The following is an 18132-nucleotide window of genomic DNA, read 5'->3' as shown; positions in this document are numbered from 1 at the left end:
TCGGCATGATCCTTCACTTCCGGACCGGCGGCGTCGGGGATCCGCGTCAGCGCATCGTTGATGGCCTTCACATGATCGGCGGAGATCTCCCCGGCGCGTTGCGCTGCGGCTACGAGCGGCAATTTCGGCGGCCGGGTGCTCGAACCCACGGACACCGTCGACAGCAAATCAGCGTTGCGAACGCGGGCAGCGGCCTCGGCGTACGAGAGCCGCAGTGTTTGCTGCAGGAACAGGATCAGGCTCTTCACGCCCGCCCGAGGGCCCAGGTCCCGTGCTCCGCATTCGAGTGCGAACCGCTGCTTGACGGCTTCGAGTTTGCGGAAGCTGGTCTCGAGCTCCTGCATGACCTCGATGACCTCGTCCTTGCCCAACGAGTACATCGGCAATTCGAGCAGGTTCTCCACCGCGGCGCCAAGTGCTTTGGCACTCGTCGCGATTGTGGGTACCTTCCTCGATTCCATGCCTCTATTCTACGCCTTGATAGCGAGCATGAATAGCCCAATTCTGTTGAAATACAACGCAATTCGGTCATTTCTCCGCCATTATCAAGCCATTGAATCAGCCGAAATCTAGCCTCCTGTATTGAGCAGAACAGACACCCCTCCGCGCACCACCACCGCGTCGCCGATTGCCACACTCGGCACATTTCCGGTGGCAAGGTCCGGCTTCCCGTCCCCGTTGAAATCAGCGGTGGTGATGGAGTTGGTGCCGACCCCCCACAGCGAGCCGTCGTAGCCGTCGGGACCGCGCAGCACGGCCGTGCGTGCCCCCGCCGGCGTGTGATTGGTGAACACACTGATCCCGAACCCCGGAAGCGGAAAGTCGTTGACGGCCGCGACATCCGGGCTGCCGTCCCCGTCGAAGTCGGCCACGGCGAGGCCCTCGGTCACCACGCCGTAAGTGCCGTGCGCGCGGGTCACCTCACCGATCAGATCGTTCACGACATCCTCGCCGAACTCGGCGGCGGGCGCGCCGGGCGCTGTTCGATTGAGTCGCACGCTGAACCCGCCCGCCGTGCGCGCCACGATCAGATCCAACCGGCCGTCGCCGTCCAGGTCGGCGAGTTGGGCGTCGGTGCTCGTGACCACCCATTCCTGCGTGACGGTGAAGGTCGGCGTCGTGGCCAGCGGCGGGGTCGCGTTCACCAGGATCGCCACGTTGCCGGTCGTGGTGTTGGACACCACGATGTCGTCGCGGCCGTCGTTGTTGACGTCGCCGATCGCCAGGCCCTCGGCGACACTGCCGCCGAGGAACTGTCCGGGCGGCGCGAACGTGAGGGGGCCGTCCGGTCGAGTCGTGTTGAGCAGCACGGTGATTCCGAGCCCGAACGGCAGGCCCGCGTCGCCGGTGACGAGGTCCAACCGGCCGTCGGCGTTGATGTCGACGGTGCGCACCAGCGACGGGAACGCACCCGTGGGGAGATTGATCGGGGCCGCGAACTCGGGCGTCGTCCCGCCCGCGGGGGTGAGGTTGCGCAGGATCGAGATCCCGTTCGCGCCGGTGTCGAAGAAGTTGGAGGTCAGGATCTCCGGGGCGCCGTCCCCGTCCAGATCGGCGATCTCTAAAGCCAGCGTCCCGACACCGGCCGTGAACTGGCGCGGGGCGGTGAACGCGGGCGCGTCCGCGTGATCGGGGGTCGTGTTCAGCAATACCGACACACCTTCCAGCCCGCCGTGCGTGGTGCCGCCGACGGTCGCCGACCCGGCATTGGCGGTCACGATGTCGGGCTTGTCGTCGCGGTTGACGTCGGCGCCGCGCAGCACCCACGGCGCGGTCCCGGCGTCGAAGGAGAACGGACCCGAGAACGCGGTGCCCGCTCCGCCCGCCGGGCCAGTCGCGGGCGCTCCACCCGCCTGCCCGCCCGCGAACGACATACTCGCGGCGAGCGCGGCACAGACCATGACTTGAGACCTCATGCGGGGGACGTTAAGCGCGCTCCGCCCGCACGTCACTGACCCGCCCGGCCGCATGGTTGACCTTCGGGGCCGCGCGCCCGGCCAATCTCATCCCGATCAGGTGAGGCCTGATCCCGGTCCCGGTTGGGATCCTGCCCGAATGTGGTCCGAGCCTGGCTGCGGCCTCGTCGGCCGACCCCACCGGTTCTCGGGCTTTCCGGCGAAGTGTTCCAGACAGGGGTACCGAGATGTATGCAGGAATCGCGCGCGCGGCGGCGGTTGCCGCACTGGCCGTGCCGCTCGTCGTCCGGGCGGCGCCGACGGCCCTCGCGGACCAGGGCGGCCGGGCGGATGTTGCCGACCAGACGCCGGTGGAGGTGGATCAACTGCGCAGGAACGCCGACGCGCCCTACATCTGGATCAATATCTGCGTCCATATTCCGACACCGGGATCGGCCACGCTGGACTGGTGCTTCCCGTAGCGGACCGCGTCCGGGATCGGCAGGCGGCGGGGCTCGTCCCTCCCCGCTGGAGTGCGCCGCTCCTCGAGTGCCGAGTGCGCGGTCCCCGAGTCCGTCGCAACCCCTGCGGCGGCCTCCCGGGAAGTATTCGCGCGGAACGTGGTCACACCCACCGGTCGATGAACCCTGCCGCTCCGATCGCGGGATCGGTGCGGAGTTCGGCCGTGCCGAAGCACGCCGGCAGCAGGGGACACGCTCGACACTCCGTCACAGATCGCCTCCACGGGTGGGGCCGTGGTGTCGTGGGATCGTCCAGGGCGGGCTCCGAGGCGCCCCGGACGGTCATCGGCTCCGGTCCGGAGCCGTATGCGGGCAATCGCTCATCGCACGGTCATGACCGCGATGGTGTGTCGGTTCGCGGGAGCGGGGCGAAGTCGGAGCACGCTGGGACGGTAAGCAATTCGACGACAGAACCGGAGACGTGGGTGGAGTTGCGGGACGGGGGTGTCGCTACCGCGCGCAAGGGCATGGTGCGACTGCCGGGCGGCGAGTTCGTCATGGGGTCCGAGGATTTCTTTCCGGAGGAGCGGCCGCTGCGGGTTAGCGCGGTCGATTCGTTCTGGATCGACGCGCATCCGGTGACGAACACCGAGTTCGCCCGGTTCGTGCGCGACACCGGGTACGTGACGATCGCGGAGCGCGCGCTGGATCCGGCGGCGTTTCCGGGCGCGGAACCCGGCGATCTGGTGCCGGGTGCGCTCGTGTTCAGCCGCACGAACGGCCCGGTGCCCCTGGATGATTGGCGGCGGTGGTGGTCGTACGTGCCGGGTGCGCACTGGCGGCGTCCGGGCGGGCCGGGCACCGACCTGGACGGGCGCAACCAGCATCCGGTCACGCAGGTCGCCTACGCGGACGCGGCCGCCTACGCCGCGTGGGCGGGTAAGGCGCTGCCGTCGGAGCAGCAGTGGGAGTACGCCGCTCGCGGCGGGCTGGACGGCGCGACCTACACCTGGGGAGCCGAGTTCGAACCGCGCGGGCGGCGGATGGCCAACACCTGGGTCGGGCGGTTCCCGTGGGAGTTCGTGCCCGGTCGCGGGCAGGGGGCGCAGCCGGGAACGAGCAGGGTCGGCAGTTATCCGCCCAACGGATACGGGCTGTTCGACATGGCGGGCAACGTCTGGGAGTGGACCACCGGGTACTACGACGAACCCGTCGCGAAGGCCGGCGGATCGTGCTGTGCGCCGCGGGCCGGCGAGGCGCGGCAACCGGGGGAGTCGTTCGCGCGCAGGGTGATCAAGGGCGGGTCGTATCTGTGCGCGCCGAACTACTGCCTGCGCTACCGCCCGGCCGCTCGCCAGGCCCAGTCCGAGGACACCGCGACGTGTCATATCGGGTTTCGGTGCGTGCTGCCGGGATAGGTGCGCGACACTCCGCGCCGACCGGCGGTGGGGCATCGGCCGGGGAGTTATCGCAGGTTATCCCGTATTTCGTGCGCCGGAAACCCGCCGGAGTGGCATCCGCGTATGGGTGAATTGCCTGCTTAGTCTCGTCCTATGACACCCATGGACGATGAGCAGTCTTCGCCCGAGGTACCCCACTCCGAAAACACCGCGCCGGAAGGCAAGAAGCATTCGCGGCGCTCGCTGCTGGGCAAGCTGGCCGCGGCGGGCGCGGGCGTGGCCGCGCTGCCGCTGGTCGCCGCCGCGTGCGGGAAGGACTCCGACGGCGACGGCCCGCCCGGGTACGGCACCGGCATCAACGAGGGCTTCGACGGTGACATCGAGCTCGATGTCCGCGACTCCACGCCGGACTGGGGCCCGTTCGAGGTGAAGAAGGCCCCGGAGGGGGCGCCCAACGTCCTGGTGATCCTCTACGACGACACCGGGCTGGCATCCTGGTCGCCGTACGGCGGCCGGATCAACATGCCGGTCATGCAGAAGCTGGCCGACAACGGCCTGACCTACACCCAGTGGCACACCACGGCGCTGTGCTCGCCCACCCGGTCCACGATGCTGACCGGGCGCAACCACCACGTGAACCGGTTCGCCTCGATCACCGAGGCCACCAACGGATTTCCCGGCGCGGCCGGCCGGCTGCCCGCGCAGTGCGCGACGGTCGGGCAGGTGCTCCAGGACAACGGCTACAGCACCTTCTGGGTGGGCAAGAACCACAACGTGCCCGAGGAGGACGTCTCGAGCGGCGGCAGCAAGTCCGAATGGCCGCTGGCCAAGGGCTTCGACCGCTTCTACGGGTTCCTCGGCGGCGAAACCAATCAGTGGTACCCGGACCTGACCGAGGACAACCGGTTCATCGACCAGCCCTACGCCCCCGAGCAGGGCTACCACCTGTCGAAGGACCTGTGCGACAACGCGATCAAGATGCTGCGTGATCAGCGTTCGACCAATCCGTCCAAGCCCTGGTACATGTGGCTGTGCCCGGGCGCGAACCACGCGCCGCACCACAGCCCGACCGAATACGCGGAGAAGTACAAGGGGCAGTTCGACGACGGGTACGAGGCGTACCGCGAATGGGTGCTCGCGCGCATGATCGACAAGGGCATCATGCCGCAGGGCACCCAGTTGACGCCGCTCAACCCGCTCCCGAAAGACGTTGCGCTGGAAGCGGATATGGTGCGGCCCTGGGACTCGCTCAACGCGGACGAGAAGCGGCTCTTCTCCCGGATGGCGGAGGTGTTCGCCGGATTCTCCGAGTACACCGACGCCCAGGTCGGGCGGGTCATCGAGTTCCTGGAACAGACCGGGCAGATGGACAACACCGTCATCTTCTACGCCGCCGACAACGGCGCCTCCGGTGAGGGCTCACCGAACGGGTCGGTGAACGAGAACAAATTCTTCAACGGCTACCCGGACGATCTCGCCGAGAACATGAAGTACATCGACACCCTCGGCACCCCGGACACCTACAACCACTACCCGACCGGATGGGCCGCGGCGTTCTCCACGCCGTTCCAGATGTTCAAGCGCTACGCGCAGTTCGCGGGCGGCACCTGCGACCCGCTGGTCATCCACTGGCCCAAGGGAATTCAGGCCAAGGGGCAGATCCGGCACCAGTATCACCACAGCACCGACATCGTGCCCACGATCTACGACGTCACCGGTGTGACGATGCCCGAGACCTACCGCGGGGTGAAGCAGTATCCGCTGAACGGGGTCTCGATGCGCTACACCTTCGACGACGGCGACGCCGCGACCGAGAAGAAGCGCCAGTACTTCGCGATGCTCGGCACCCGCGGGATCTGGGAGAACGGCTGGAAGGCCGCGGCCGTGCACGCGGCGATCAGCGGCGAGGGCAACTTCGACGAGGACAAGTGGGAGCTGTACCACGTCGACGAGGACCGCTCGGAATCGAAGAACCTCGCGGACGAGAATCCGGACAAGCTCAAGGAACTCATCGCCGCCTGGAACGAAGAGGCCAAGGACAACTTCGTCCTGCCGCTCGACGACCGCACCGCGGTCGAACAGATCGGAGTCGAACGGCCGCAGGCGGAACCGCCGCGCGACAAGTACGTCTACTACCCGGATGCCGCGCCCGTGCCCGAGGGCGTGGCGGTCAACATTCGCGGCAAGTCGTACAAGATCCTGGCCGAGGTCGATCTGGCGCAGGACGCACAGGGCGTGATCTTCGCGCACGGCTCGCGGTTCGGCGGGCACACCCTGTTCGTCAAGGACGGCACCCTGCACTACGTCTACAACTTCCTGGGCATCGCCCCGGAACAGGACTTCGTGTCCTCGGCCCCGATCACCCCGGGCAAGCACACGCTCGGGATGGAGTTCGATCGGGAAAGCACCGGGCCGAACGGCGAATCACTCGGCACCACAACGCTGTACATCGACGGGGAGCCGGTCAACAAGGGTTCGATGCGCGCCCAGACCGGCAAGTTCACCCTCGCCGGTGACGGGCTGTGCGTCGGGTTCGACAGCGGTGACGCCGTGACCTCGCAGTACCGGACCCCGGGCACCTTCACCGGCGGCACCATCGAGAGCGTCACGATCGCCACCGGCGACGAGTCGTACGCCGACCTGCAGAAGGAAGCGGCGGCGGCGCTCTCGCGCAACTGATGTCGGTCGCCGCGCCCGCCGCCATCCCTTGCGGCGGGCGCGGCGCTCAGGTGAGCAATTTGGCCTTGGCGGCGGCGAACTCCGCATCGGTCAGCGCGCCGGAGGAGTGCAGCTCGCCGAGCTGCGCCAGGGTGGCGACCAGGTCCGTGCTCGGCGGCGCGGCGGGGGCGACGGGCGCGGCGGGCGCGGCCGGGGCGTACTGCGCGGCCTCGTACGCCTGTTGCTCGGCGGCGCGCTGCTGACCGCGGCGGTTGACCGCGTTGGCGGTCGCACTGGCCGTCCCCGCGACCACGGCGGTGCGTGCCACCGTGCCCAGCAGGCCGGGGCGTCCGATTCTTCCTCGTCGAAGCATGATGTCCCGCAACCTTTCTAGACGTCGACCAGGGCGGCGGTCAGCACATCGCGTGGTATCTGGACGTGCAGCTCGACCTCGCCGCCGGCCGCGCGCACCGCCTCGCCGAGCCCGCGCGCCCAGGTCTGCTCGTAGGCCACGACCACCGCCGAGTTGCCCGGGCGCAACGCCCCGCGCACCAGGTCCAGGTCCTCGTTGCTGATCAACTCCCGGGTCACCGTGAGCTCGCCCAGGCCGAGTTCGTCCAGGGGTTCGCCGAACTCCTTCTCCGTGATGAAGCCGTCGGCGTCCTTGGACAGGTACACCAGGTCCAGCACGCTCACGTGACCCGCGTCGACGACCGCGCGCAGCGCGCCGGTCACCTCGGGCGCGAGCGCGGTGCCGGGGAAGCTGAGCACGACCAGTTCTACCGGGCCCAGGCCCGCTGCTGATTCCGCCATGCGGGCCATGATTCGCCGAGCCCGCCCGCCCCCGCCTCATCCGACGCGGATGAGACGCGGGCGGCACAGGGATCCGGGGCATCAACTCGCGGCATGGCGTAGCGGTCGCTGCGCGAGGTGCCGCGCACGTGTTCCAGGCCGTCAGCTGTACCGATCGGATCGGCTTACCGCATCGCGTCGATGGTCTGGCATGGAGTGTCGTCGATAGGTCCCCGCTGCGCTTCGTCCGGGGACACGGAACTGCCTAGGGACAGCGCCGCCGGGGCCGGACCTGCCTCGGACGGCCCGCCCTCGGCGCCGCATCGGTGTGACCTTGCCGCCGCCGCGCGCACCGGTACCCGGCGCGAGGTGGGCACCGGATGCGGGTTCACCCGGTCGTTCACCTCGCACCGACACCGACTCGGCGGGGTGCCGGGGCATGGGCCGGCCCACGCGCCGCCTGGGCTGGGTGCGGGCCGGGCAGGCGGCGGCGTGGCCGGATGCCGGGTGGCCGCTCGAGGGGAATAGGGCGGGCATCGGCGAATCTCATCCCGAGCAGGTGAGGAATCGGGGGCGGGGTCCGCTCTAGCGTGAGCCGATGGGCGCCGTTCTGGGAGATCTCCTGCCGTTGGCCGTGGGTATCGCGATATCGCCTATCCCGATCGTCGCGGCGATATTGATGATCCTGTCCAGGAACGGCTCCGGGAGCGCGATCGGGTTCACCGTCGGGTGGGTCGCCGGGATCGCGGCGGCCACGACGGTCTTCGCGCTGATCGCGGGGGCGGCGGGCGGGACCGGGGAGCGTGAGCCCTCGGCCGCCGTGGCGTGGATCAAGATCGGTCTGGGGGTGCTGCTGGTGGCGCTCGCCGTCGCGCAGTGGCGGCAGCGCGGGGACAGTGATCCGCCGGGGTGGATGCGTGCCATCGACGAGTTCACCCCGGTGAAGGCTGGCGGGCTGGCGGTGCTGCTGTCGGCGGTCAATCCGAAGAACCTGCTGCTGTGCGTCTCCGCAGGCGTCGTGATCGGGGCAGCGGATCTGGGTGGCGGCGCCAAAGCCGTTGCGGTGCTCGTCTTCACCGTGCTGGCCGGCGCCAGCGTGCTGACGGTGGTGCTCGGGTATCTGCTGGCCGCGGGCCGGCTGAGGCCGGTGCTGGACAGCACCCGGGCCTGGTTGCAGGCCAACAATCACGCGGTCATGGCGATCGTGTTGCTGGTCATGGGAACGGTCGTGGCGGGCAAGGGCATCAGCGGTCTCTGACCGATCGGATCAGCCGGACGGGAGCGGTGGATGAGTAGGTCGACGTGGCCGGTGTTCGAGTCGCTCGAGGGCTATCGCACGTCGTGGCTGCGCCCGGACGTCATCGCTGGCCTGACCGTGTGGGCGGTGCTGGTCCCCGAAGCCCTGGCCTACGCGACCATCGCGGGGGTGCCACCCGTCGTCGGGCTGTACGCGGCCCTGCCCGCGCTGGTGCTGTACGCGCTGGCGGGCAGTTCCCGGCACCTGGTGGTGGGTCCGATGTCGGCGACCGCGGCCCTGTCGGCGGCCATCATCGCGCCGCTGGCCGGTGCGGATTCCGGTCGCTACGTGGCACTCTCGGCGGCCCTGGCGATCGCCACCGGCGTGGTGGGATTGCTGGCCGGGCTGATCCGGCTCGGGTTCGTGGCCGCGTTCATCTCCGAACCGGTGTTGAAGGGTTTCATCGTCGGACTCGCGCTCACGATCATCATCGGCCAGGTGCCCAAGCTGTTCGGCATCGGCAAACACGAGGGGAACTTCTTCCGGCAGGCGTGGGGCGTGCTGACCCATCTCGGTGAAACACACTGGCTCACACTGCTGGTCGGCGCGGCGTCGCTGGCGGTGGTCATGGGGCTCAAACGCTGGCTGCCGCTGGTTCCCGGGTCGCTGCTGGCGGTGCTGCTGGGAATCGCGGCGGTTCGGCTGTTCCACCTGGACGAGCACGATGTCGACATCGTCGGGCACATCGACGCGGGGTTGCCGGCGGTGGGGTTGCCCGGCGGCGTGAGCTTCCACGACTATCTCGACTTGCTGGGCCCGGCGGTCGGGGTGGCGCTGATCGGGTTCGCCGAGGGGCTCGGCGCGGCGAAAACCTATGCGGCCAAGGCCGGTTACGACATCGACGCCAACCGGGAGCTGCTGGGTCTGGGCGCGGCCAACCTCGGTTCCGGGCTGGCCTCGGGCATGGTGGTCAACGGCAGTCTGTCCAAGACGGCCGTCAACGGGTCCGCGGGTGCGAAAACCCAGATGAGCGGTCTGGTCGTGGCCGCGCTGACCGTCCTGACCCTGCTCTTCCTGACCGGGTTGTTCGAGAAGCTGCCCGAGGCCACGCTCGCGGGCGTGGTGATCGCGGCGGTGCTGGAGCTGGTCGACTTCGCCGCGCTGCGGCGGCTGTACCGGGTGTGGACCGAACGGCTCGGCAGCATCTACGGGCGGGCCGCCCGCGCGGACTTCGCCGGGGCGATCGCCGCCATGTTCGGCGTGCTGCTGTTCGACACGCTGCCCGGTCTGCTGATCGGCATCGGAATCTCGCTGCTGCTGTTGATCTATCGGGCCTCGCAGCCGCACGTGGCCCCGCTGGTGAAGCAGGGATCGCTGTGGCTGGACGCGGAACGGCACCCGGACCTGCCGCCCGGTCGCTCGGATCTGCTGGTGGTCCGGGTGGAATCGGGCCTGTTCTTCGCCAACGCCGATTACGTGCGCGAACGGATCGAGCAGCTGTGCACCGACGCCACCCGGCTGGTGGTTCTGGACGCGGAGACCTCGCCGAGCATCGACGTCAGCGCGGCCACCATGCTCACCCAGCTGCGCGACGCCCTCGCCCGCCGCCGCGTCGACTTCCGGATCGCCCGCTCGATAGGCCAGTTCGGCGACGCGCTCGGCAGCGCCGACACCGGTCCGCGCAGCATCGCGGTGTACCCGACCATCGGCGCGGCCACCGCGGATCTGCCGGACCGGGACGAAACAGCCGGTTAGACAGCCGGATCGGGGCTGCTCGGCGGCGCGGCCGGATCGGGCGCGGTGCTGATCAGCGCGCTCAGCCAGCGGGTGGAGGGATCGATGTCCAGCAGCACCGCCTTGAGCAGCAGCGTCAGGGGCAGCGCCAGCAGGGCGCCGAGGGCGCCCAGCACCCACGACCAGAAGATCAGGGCGAGGAAGGTGATCGTCACGCTGAGTCCGACGGCGTCGCCGACGAACTTGGGCTGGATCACCGACTGGATCACGACGTTGACCACGCAGTAGAACACGATCACCCAGATCATCAGGCGCGGGCCGCCGTCGAGCAGGGCCAGCAGCGCGGGCGGGACGAGCCCGAGCACGAATCCGATGTTCGGGATGAAGTTCGTGATGAACGACAGCACCGCCCACAGCAGCGGCAACGGCACCCCGAACAGCCACAGCCCGACGCCGTCGATGACGCCGACGATGAGGCCGAACACCGTGGACACGACCAGGTATTGGCGCGTTCCGCTCGCGAAAGCGCCCAGGGCGTAAGCGATGTCGGGGCGCACCGCCGCCACGATCTCCACCCGGCGTCCCATCGACATCGCGTCGAACGCCATGAACAGCAGCAGCGCCAGCACGAACACCAGGTTCGACAGCACGGACGCGAGCTCGCCCAGCGCGGACTGCAGCAGGGCGACCAACTGGTGAAAGTCCAGTCCGCTCAGCATGTTCGCGGTCTGGTCCTTGCCGATTCCGAAGCCGCTGAGCAGCGAACGCACGCCGTCGAGGAGATCGTCGAAACGCGCGGAGTAGTTGGGCAATTCGGTGGCCAGCTGCCCCACGGACACGATCAGCACCGCGAGCAGGCCGAGCACGATCAGGTACGCCGCGCACAGGGCGAGCGCCATGCCGACCCAGCGGGGCCAGCCGCGGCGCAGCGCCCAGGACTGCACCGGTTGTACGGCCACTGTGAGCATGAGCGCGAGGAAGGCCGGGCCGATGAGGCCGGCGGTGGCCTTCATCCCGGCGACGGCGATGACCGCGCCGGCGGCGGCGAGCAGCACGATCAGGCCGCGCGGGATCGACCACGCGAGATGCGGGGGCGCCGTGCCGATGGGGTCCGGGTCCACCGCGACCTCCTTGCATGCTGATGATTTGCCGGTTGCGGCGAAATGTCCGGTTCTGGCCGATAGGATCGCTGCTGTGTCTCTCGGCCGGTGTGCCCGGAACGCTTCGAGTTGTTCGTATCGGCGTGTGTACTGAGCGTTGATCACTCTCCGGTGGTGGTACTCATCCGTTTCGGATGAACCGCAACAAGATCATCTCCTTTCCTTAATCGAGGAAGTTCATCCACTAAACTCCTCGACGCAGAGCACCGCTGACATGCGAATGTGAGGCTGGGAGCGCAGATGACCCTTTCGCATGAATTTCGATCCCCGCTGTCACCGGGCCGGGTGGAATTCTCGACGTCGAATGTCACCGAAATCCCGAGACCGGCGTTCACGCCGGTTCCGCGTTCCGGGTTGATCGCCGAGCTCGACGCGTTCACCGATTCGCCGGACGGATCAATGCTGCTCATTTGCTGCCCGGTGGGAAATGGCAAGACCGTCCTGCTGGGCCAGTGGGCGCGCCGCCGCCGGACCCGGGCCAGGTACCGGCGCATCGCCTGGCTGAACGCGAACGAGCACGCCGCGCCGCGCGATGTGTGGCAGCGCCTGGCCGCGCAGCTGGGTCTCGACGCGTCGCCGCGCACGGCGCTGAGCACGGCGCTCGCGGACGCGGACGCGCTGGCCGAGGCGCTCTCCCGGCTCGGCGAACGCGCCCTGGTGATCATCGACGACGCGCACGCGATCACCGACCCGCTGACCCTCACCGGTCTGGAGCAGCTGCTGCTGCTCGCGCCGCCGAACCTGACGATCGTGATCTGCGGTCGCTACGAACCGCCCATCCGATGGCACCTGCTCGAGATGGGTTCGCGCCTGCGCCGCTGGGATTCGAGCAAACTCGCCTTCTCCGCCGCCGAGACCGCGCGGCTGTGCCGCGACCAGGGCTGCGACCTCGGCGAGCGGGAACTGGCGATGCTGACGGACCTGACCCGCGGCTGGGCGGCGCTGGTACGGATCGCGGCGATCTCGCTGGCGGCCCGGCCCGAGGATCCGGCCGCGGTGCTCACCTCGTTCGCGCGGCTGCCGGTTTCGGTGTCGGACCTGCTGGCCGGGGAGCTCATCGACACGCTCTCGCCCGGCGTGCGGCTGTTCCTCACGCACACCTGCGTGCCGGCCGAGTTCACCGAGCGGCTGGCACAGGATTTGATCGGCGGCGATGCCGGGCACTGGCTGCACGAGCTCGAGCGCATGAACTACCCGTTGACCACGGTCGTCCGCGACGGCGAGGTGTGGTTCACCTACCACCCGCTGCTGCGCGCCTACTTCCTGGCCGAGCTCAATCGGCTCGGCGACCAGCGCGGTGCGGAACTGCGGCTGCGCACGGCCCTGTTTCTGGAGGGAATCGGTGACCCGCGTGCGGCGCTGCCGCATCTGCTGGCGCTGCCGCGGCGCGAACCGCTGCGGAACTTCCTGGCCGAACACGCACTGAGTCTGACGCTCGCCGGACACGGCGCGGCGATATTCGAGGCCGTGGCGGCGGCCGAGCCGGGGTTGTCCGAGGATCCGTATCCCCGGCTGCTGCGCGTGGTGGACGCCCTCGTGAAATCCGATGTGCCCACGGCGCGAGCACATTTCGACGCCCTGCCCGAGCACGGTCCCGCGTCGTTCCTGAGTTCCGACGCGATCACCGCGCTGACGGTGGCGGTGCGGTGCGAGCTGGCGACCGCGACCGGCCCGGCGCCGGGGGACCCGGGCGTGCCGCCGGACCTGCCGAGTACCGGGCACGCGGTACTGGACTGCTACACCGCCATCGAGACCGCGACCGCGGCGCTGGTGCACGGAGATCCGGCCGCGGGGGAGGAGCGCCTGCGGCAGGGGCTGGCACTGGCCGAGGTGAGCGCCCTGCCGCAGCTGCGTCTGCGCGCCCTGGTCCGGCTGGGAATGGCGGCGGGGCTCGCCGGCGCGCTCACCACCATGCGCCGGCGCGCCGACTACGCCCTCGAATTGGCGACGCGGGAGCGGCTGCTCGACACGCCCGAGGCCGCGCACGCCTGCGCGCTGGCCGCGTTCGGCGCCTATCTGCAGGGTGAGACGCCCGACCTCGACAGGCTCGCCGCGCTGCGCGGCGAGCACATCCTGCTGGACGGCTCGGTCGGCGCGCACGCGGGGTGGCACACCCATCTCGTCGCGACCCTGACCGAATTCGACACCGCCCACGACCGCAATGCCGCCGCCGAGCTGCTGCGCACCGACTACGCCCGGTTGCTCGAGACCCATCCGGTCCCGGCCACCACCGCGGCCGTCGTTCCGTTCGTGGTGTGGTCCCTGCTGTCCGTGCGCGAATCCTACGAGGCGCAGTTGCTGCTCGAGCGGGCTCGGGCGCGCCTGGGCGACGCCCCGGAGATCGCGCTCGCGCGGGCGGCGCTGGAGGCGAACGCGCATCGTTCCCGCGCCGCGCTGGAACTGCTCGAACCGCTGCTCGACGAGGCGACCGCCCTGCCCCGGGTGCACCGGGTCAGCGCCTGGCTGCAGTACGCGGCGGCACACGACGAGTTGAACACGCCCACCAAGGCGCGCGACGGTCTCGAGAACGCGCTGCGCCACGCCGCGCCCGAACACCTCGTTCGCCCCTTCCTCGATGTCCCCGCCGCGCTCGACCTGCTGGACAGATTCGTCGGCGGCTTCGGCCAGTACGACGCCTTCGTCATTCTCGTGCGGCGGCATCCCTTGGCGCACAAGCACGCTCGGCATCCGAATCTGACCAGCACCGAGATGAAGGTGCTGCGGCAGCTGCCCTCGGGGCGGGCCAGCCGGCAGATCGCCGACGATCTCGGGATCTCGATCAACACCGTGAAAACCCATCTGCGCGGGATCTACACGAAGCTGGGCACCGGCTCCCGCACCGAGGCGCTCGATCAGGCCCGGCGCAGCGGCCTGCTCTGAGGCCCTCGAATTCACCCCGCGGGGATGAGGTCGCGTGCCGGGCCGCGTACCGATACTCGGGCGCGCCGCGTGTCGTGCGCCGTTCCGGGTTCGAGCGGAGAGGAGGTCTGCGCCGGATGTCCGTTCGCTACCAGTTCGTTCTGGACGGGGAGCTGTCCGACCGCGCGCTGGCCGCCTTCCCGGACCTGTCCGCCGCCCCGCGCCGGCACGGCACCACGACCCTGTTCGGCGCGGTACCCGATCCCACCGCCATGCGCGGGATCCTGGCCCGCATAGACAATCTCGGGCTCACCCTGCTCGAGATGCGCCAACTTCCGGATTGAGGAGCGACCATGGACGTGCTCGCGCCGGCCGGCCAGCGCCGGACCCTCGACGAACTGGTGGACCGGCTCGATCTCGACGTCGGTGACGTGCACGCCAAACGCACCGCTTTCTGGTTGATGCTGACCCTCTCGAGCGTCATCGCGGTCTCCGGCGTGATCGGTGACTCGACCGCGACCGTCATCGGCGCGATGATCGTCGCACCGCTGTCGGTGCCGATTCTGGGCGTCGGGCTGGGAATCGCCACCGGGCGTGGCGCGCTGATCGGGCGCAGTCTGCTGCTGGTGGCGGTGGGTGTGATCCTGGTGGTGGCGATCGGTTTCCTGTTCGCGAAGCTGCTCCCGAACCCGACCGGCATCCTGACCAATTCCCAAGTGGTGGGCCGTACTTCGCCGAAGTTGATGGACCTGCTCGCCGCACTGGCCACGGGCCTGGTCGGGGTGATCGCGATGATCCGGCGTGACGTGGGCGATGTGCTGCCCGGGGTGGCGATCGCGATCTCGCTGGTGCCCCCGCTCGGTGTGGTCGGGGTCTGTCTCGGCTCGCACGCCCCGGGCCTGGCCCTCGGCGCGTTCGTGCTGTTCGCCTCCAACATGGTCGCCATGATCGTCACCGCCACGGTGGTCTTCGTCGTGACCGGTTACGCGGGCGAGGCGGGCGCGGGCCGGGCCCGGCACGGGCGTGCCTACGCGGTGCTCGCGGCCGCGCTGTTGCTGGTGGCGGCGCCCATGGTCGTGAACTCGCTGTCGAGTCTGTGGGCCGATCGCATCGCGGACGCCGCACAGACATGGTTGACCGACGTGCCGGGTGCGGAAGTCACCCGGGTGAGCATCCACAGCGACACCGCCACCGTCGAGGTGCTCGCGCCGGCCGATCTGCCCGCACTGGGCCAGCTGCAGAGCGCGGTCGATGACCTGGTCCCGTGGAAACCCCGGGTGGTCGTCGTGCACACCGTCGGCAGTCGGCTGAACGACTGATCGAATTCCGCGATCGGCCGCGACGGGTCGACTCGCCCGCCTGTGGCCGTTCGGATCACGCGCGAGGTCTCATCCGGAAAGGATGAGGATTCCGGCGCCCTGGCGTCGCAGAGTGATGCGATGGCCGAGGAGCCGACCGGATCCGGCGCGTCGCTGCCGGAAACCGAACGGGAAGAGCTGATTCGCCTGCGCGGCGAGGTCGCGGCGCTGCGCGCGGCGGGCGGCGGCGCTGTGCCCGCGTCGCGCGCGGTGGCCCGCCGGATCGTCGCGGCGGTGTTCCTGGTCCTGGTCGCCGTGCTGGGCCTCGCCTCGGTCGCCGCGCGATTCGTCCACGGCGAACTCCTCGACACCGGCCGCTACGTCGAGACCGTGCGCCCGCTGAGCTCCGATCCCACGCTCCAGAACGAGATCACGAACCGGGTCACCGCCGCGATCATGGATCGGGTCGACGTGGAAACCGTTACCGCCCAGGCGCTCTCGGCGCTGGCCGAGAACAACGCGCGGGTGCCCTCGGTGATCACCGGGCTGGCGCCGGTGATCGATCGGGAGGCCGAGGGGCTCGTGCGCGACACCGCGTCGTCGATCGTCGCCTCGGACGAGTTCGAGGGGCTGTGGGTGCGCGCGAATCAGGAGGCGCACCGGGGAATGGTCGCGGTGCTCGACGGAAACTCCCCGGCGGCCGTCGGTATGGACGAGGACGGCACGGTCACGATCTCGCTGCGGCCGATCATCGACCGGGTGCGCGCGGCGCTGGTCGCGCGCAGTTTCACCCTCGCCGAGCGGGTGCCCGACATCGATCGCTCGTTCGTGCTGTTCGAGGCGCCCGATCTCGTCGCCGCGCAGCGATGGGTGCGGGTGCTCGATCGCGCGTCGGCGATACTGCCGTTGGCGACGGTGCTGGCCGGTGTCTGCGCGGTGTGGGCCGCGCCGAAAGGCGCTCGGCGGCGGTTCTTCTCGCTGACGGGGGTGATGCTGGTCGTGGGGATGGCGGTGCTCGCCGTCGGGATCGGGATCGGCCGGGCCGCCGCGCTGAACGCCACGCCCCCGGACGTGCTGTCCGCGCCCGCGGCCACCGTCGTGCTGGACACGCTGCTCGAGCCGTTGCGCACCACGCTGCGTGCGGTTTTCGTGCTGGGCGCGGTGATCGCGCTGGCCGGGTTCGTGACCGGATCCTCGCGGTCGGCGGTGGCGATCCGTGCCGGGTATCGGCGGGCGATCGACGCGGTGCGATCCCGGCGCGCGGGCGACCCGAGCTCGATCGCGGTGTCCCTGTGGAAGTTCCGGGTCCCGCTGCGGATCGCGATCGTCGCGGTCGCGGTGAGCGTGCTGGTGTTCTGGTCGTATCCGTCGGGGTCGGTGGTCCTGGTGACGGCTCTCGTGACGGTCGCCGCGCTGCTCGTGCTGGAGCTGATCGCCCGCCCGGCGCTCACGCCGGAGCCGGGGTGACACCCTCGCGCTCGGGTCCGCGCAGGTAGCCGCCGACGAACGTCTCGTCCGCGGTGAGCGCCCCGACGATCGAGGCGGCGCTGACCACGACGATGGACATCACGAAGAGCCAGCTCACCGTGGTGAAGGCGATGCCGAGCGGCCCGAAGTGCTGTTGCGCGTTGGCCGTTACCCGCGGCAGCGTGAATTGCCCGGTCACGTGGACGACGGTGAGGCCCACCGCCGTCAGCAGGCCGGTGGCCCAGGCGCGGCGGCCGGTGATCGCGCCTTTGGTGAGCAGGAACGGCGCCAGTGCCCACACCAGGGTCCAGATGGCGATCTCACCGGCGGCCGCCAGCGGCCGGCCCGCGTAGCGCATCTGGGCCAGGTCGCGGGTCTGGCCGACCAGCCCGACCGCGACCGCGACCGCGAACAGTGTCGCGACCCACCGCCACGCGTCGCGCGGTCCCATGGCCGGCACCCGCCAGACCGCCACGTACAGGCGGGCCAGGGCGCGGGCGAACGATGTGCCGCTGAGCACGACCATCAGCAGCCCGATCACGCCGAACGCGGCCACCGACGGGTCACCGGACACCTCCGCGTCCCCGCCGGGCAGCTCGGCGGTGTCGAAGCCGAACTGGTCGCTGATGGTGTCCGCCGCGGCGTGCCAGCCGCTGAACACCGACGCGGCGATGATGACCGGTAGCACCGAGGTGAAGATCTGCGCCGCCAGCGCCAGCGACCGGTCGACCACCTGAATCTCGATCAGCCCGTCCACGATTCGCCACAGCGTGCGCCCCACGGGCGTACGTCGCGACCAGTCGGTACCGGCCGCGATGCCCGCGTCGACCCGTTCCCGGATCCGGGCCGCGCGGGACTTCACCGCGACCCCGCCCCGCACGTCGGGCTGTGCCGTCGGCGCGTCGTCCCCCGGCCCGGACAGTCCGTGCCCGTGCCCCGGGGCGGATCGGTCGAGCTCCTCGCCCATGCTGCGCGCCTCTCGTTCGCCCGGACCGGCGCAACGCTAGGCCCCGGCCCGGCCGGGACACCTCATTCGAATCGGATGAAACCGCTTCGATATTCGACGGCTACCTCGCGCCCGCCGACCGGCCATCGGACCGGGTGGGCGGCATCCTGTCGGGTGCACCGTCACGGCCCGTAGCCGAGCTCCCGCCCGGTCGCCGGCGCGCCC

General features: G+C 69.9%; 15 protein-coding genes. 9 read left to right on the top strand and 6 right to left on the bottom strand.

Annotated elements, in window-relative coordinates; translation table 11 throughout:
- Window positions 1-461: DUF222 domain-containing protein (locus ACWIGI_RS40540; RefSeq protein WP_454208998.1), on the bottom strand; the 461-nt coding region annotated here is incomplete at its 3' end.
- A gap of 108 nt (window positions 462-569) precedes the next feature.
- Window positions 570-1916 carry an FG-GAP repeat domain-containing protein gene (locus tag ACWIGI_RS40535; protein ID WP_454208997.1) on the bottom strand — a complete coding sequence of 449 codons (1347 nt, stop codon included), beginning with the start codon at window positions 1914-1916 and terminating at the stop codon, window positions 570-572.
- Window positions 1917-2143: 227 nt separating this feature from the next.
- Here ACWIGI_RS40535 and ACWIGI_RS40530 point away from each other — a divergent pair, with 227 nt between their 5' ends.
- The 3 genes from ACWIGI_RS40530 (at window position 2144) to ACWIGI_RS40520 (ending at window position 6435) form a co-directional block, all read left to right on the top strand.
- Window positions 2144-2377: a hypothetical protein gene (locus ACWIGI_RS40530; protein ID WP_454208996.1), complete on the top strand. Its 234-nt coding sequence runs from the start codon at window positions 2144-2146 to the stop codon at window positions 2375-2377.
- A 506-nt stretch (window positions 2378-2883) separates the two neighbouring features.
- Window positions 2884-3774 (top strand): SUMF1/EgtB/PvdO family nonheme iron enzyme, encoded by an 891-nt coding sequence (locus ACWIGI_RS40525; protein ID WP_454209000.1) that lies wholly within the window; start codon window positions 2884-2886, stop codon window positions 3772-3774.
- A 135-nt stretch (window positions 3775-3909) separates the two neighbouring features.
- Window positions 3910-6435, top strand: a complete 2526-nt coding sequence (locus ACWIGI_RS40520) for an arylsulfatase (RefSeq protein ID WP_454208995.1) — start codon at window positions 3910-3912, stop codon at window positions 6433-6435.
- Between the two features lie 46 nt (window positions 6436-6481).
- Here ACWIGI_RS40520 and ACWIGI_RS40515 read toward each other — a convergent pair whose 3' ends face one another.
- Window positions 6482-6787 carry an SHOCT domain-containing protein gene (locus tag ACWIGI_RS40515; protein ID WP_454208994.1) on the bottom strand — a complete coding sequence of 102 codons (306 nt, stop codon included), beginning with the start codon at window positions 6785-6787 and terminating at the stop codon, window positions 6482-6484.
- 17 nt (window positions 6788-6804) lie between these two features.
- Window positions 6805-7227 (bottom strand): DUF6325 family protein, encoded by a 423-nt coding sequence (locus ACWIGI_RS40510; protein ID WP_454208992.1) that lies wholly within the window; start codon window positions 7225-7227, stop codon window positions 6805-6807.
- Window positions 7228-7804: 577 nt separating this feature from the next.
- Between ACWIGI_RS40510 and ACWIGI_RS40505 the strand changes: the two genes are divergently transcribed.
- Window positions 7805-8464 (top strand): GAP family protein, encoded by a 660-nt coding sequence (locus tag ACWIGI_RS40505; protein WP_454208991.1) that lies wholly within the window; start codon window positions 7805-7807, stop codon window positions 8462-8464.
- Between the two features lie 30 nt (window positions 8465-8494).
- A complete protein-coding gene (locus tag ACWIGI_RS40500) occupies window positions 8495-10198 on the top strand; it encodes a SulP family inorganic anion transporter (protein ID WP_454208990.1) in 1704 nt (567 codons plus the stop codon).
- Here the strand turns inward: ACWIGI_RS40500 and ACWIGI_RS40495 are convergent.
- The gene (locus tag ACWIGI_RS40495; RefSeq protein ID WP_454208989.1) at window positions 10195-11298 is read right to left on the bottom strand and encodes an AI-2E family transporter; all 1104 of its coding nucleotides are present in this window, start codon (window positions 11296-11298) and stop codon (window positions 10195-10197) included. The two genes, ACWIGI_RS40500 and ACWIGI_RS40495, sit on opposite strands and share 4 nt — an antisense overlap.
- A gap of 279 nt (window positions 11299-11577) precedes the next feature.
- On the opposite strand from ACWIGI_RS40495, the gene ACWIGI_RS40490 reads away from it, so the two are divergent.
- The 4 genes from ACWIGI_RS40490 (at window position 11578) to ACWIGI_RS40475 (ending at window position 16961) form a co-directional block, all read left to right on the top strand.
- Entirely contained in the window at window positions 11578-14217 is a 2640-nt protein-coding gene (locus tag ACWIGI_RS40490) for a LuxR C-terminal-related transcriptional regulator (protein ID WP_454208988.1), read from the top strand.
- Window positions 14218-14333: 116 nt separating this feature from the next.
- Complete coding sequence (locus ACWIGI_RS40485; RefSeq protein WP_454208987.1) at window positions 14334-14540, top strand: hypothetical protein; 207 nt, start codon at window positions 14334-14336, stop codon at window positions 14538-14540.
- A gap of 9 nt (window positions 14541-14549) precedes the next feature.
- Window positions 14550-15515: a DUF389 domain-containing protein gene (locus ACWIGI_RS40480; RefSeq protein WP_454208986.1), complete on the top strand. Its 966-nt coding sequence runs from the start codon at window positions 14550-14552 to the stop codon at window positions 15513-15515.
- A gap of 120 nt (window positions 15516-15635) precedes the next feature.
- On the top strand, window positions 15636-16961 hold the full coding sequence (locus tag ACWIGI_RS40475) for a hypothetical protein (RefSeq protein WP_454208985.1): 1326 nt from the start codon (window positions 15636-15638) through the stop codon (window positions 16959-16961).
- Here the strand turns inward: ACWIGI_RS40475 and ACWIGI_RS40470 are convergent.
- The gene (locus ACWIGI_RS40470) at window positions 16942-17928 is read right to left on the bottom strand and encodes a hypothetical protein (RefSeq protein ID WP_454208984.1); all 987 of its coding nucleotides are present in this window, start codon (window positions 17926-17928) and stop codon (window positions 16942-16944) included. The two genes, ACWIGI_RS40475 and ACWIGI_RS40470, sit on opposite strands and share 20 nt — an antisense overlap.
- Between the last annotated feature and the right edge of the window lie 204 nt (window positions 17929-18132).

This window comes from Nocardia sp. NPDC055321, from assembly GCF_053645575.1.
Note: the sequence above shows the minus strand (reverse complement) of the source record. Positions and strands in the feature narration are given on the sequence as shown.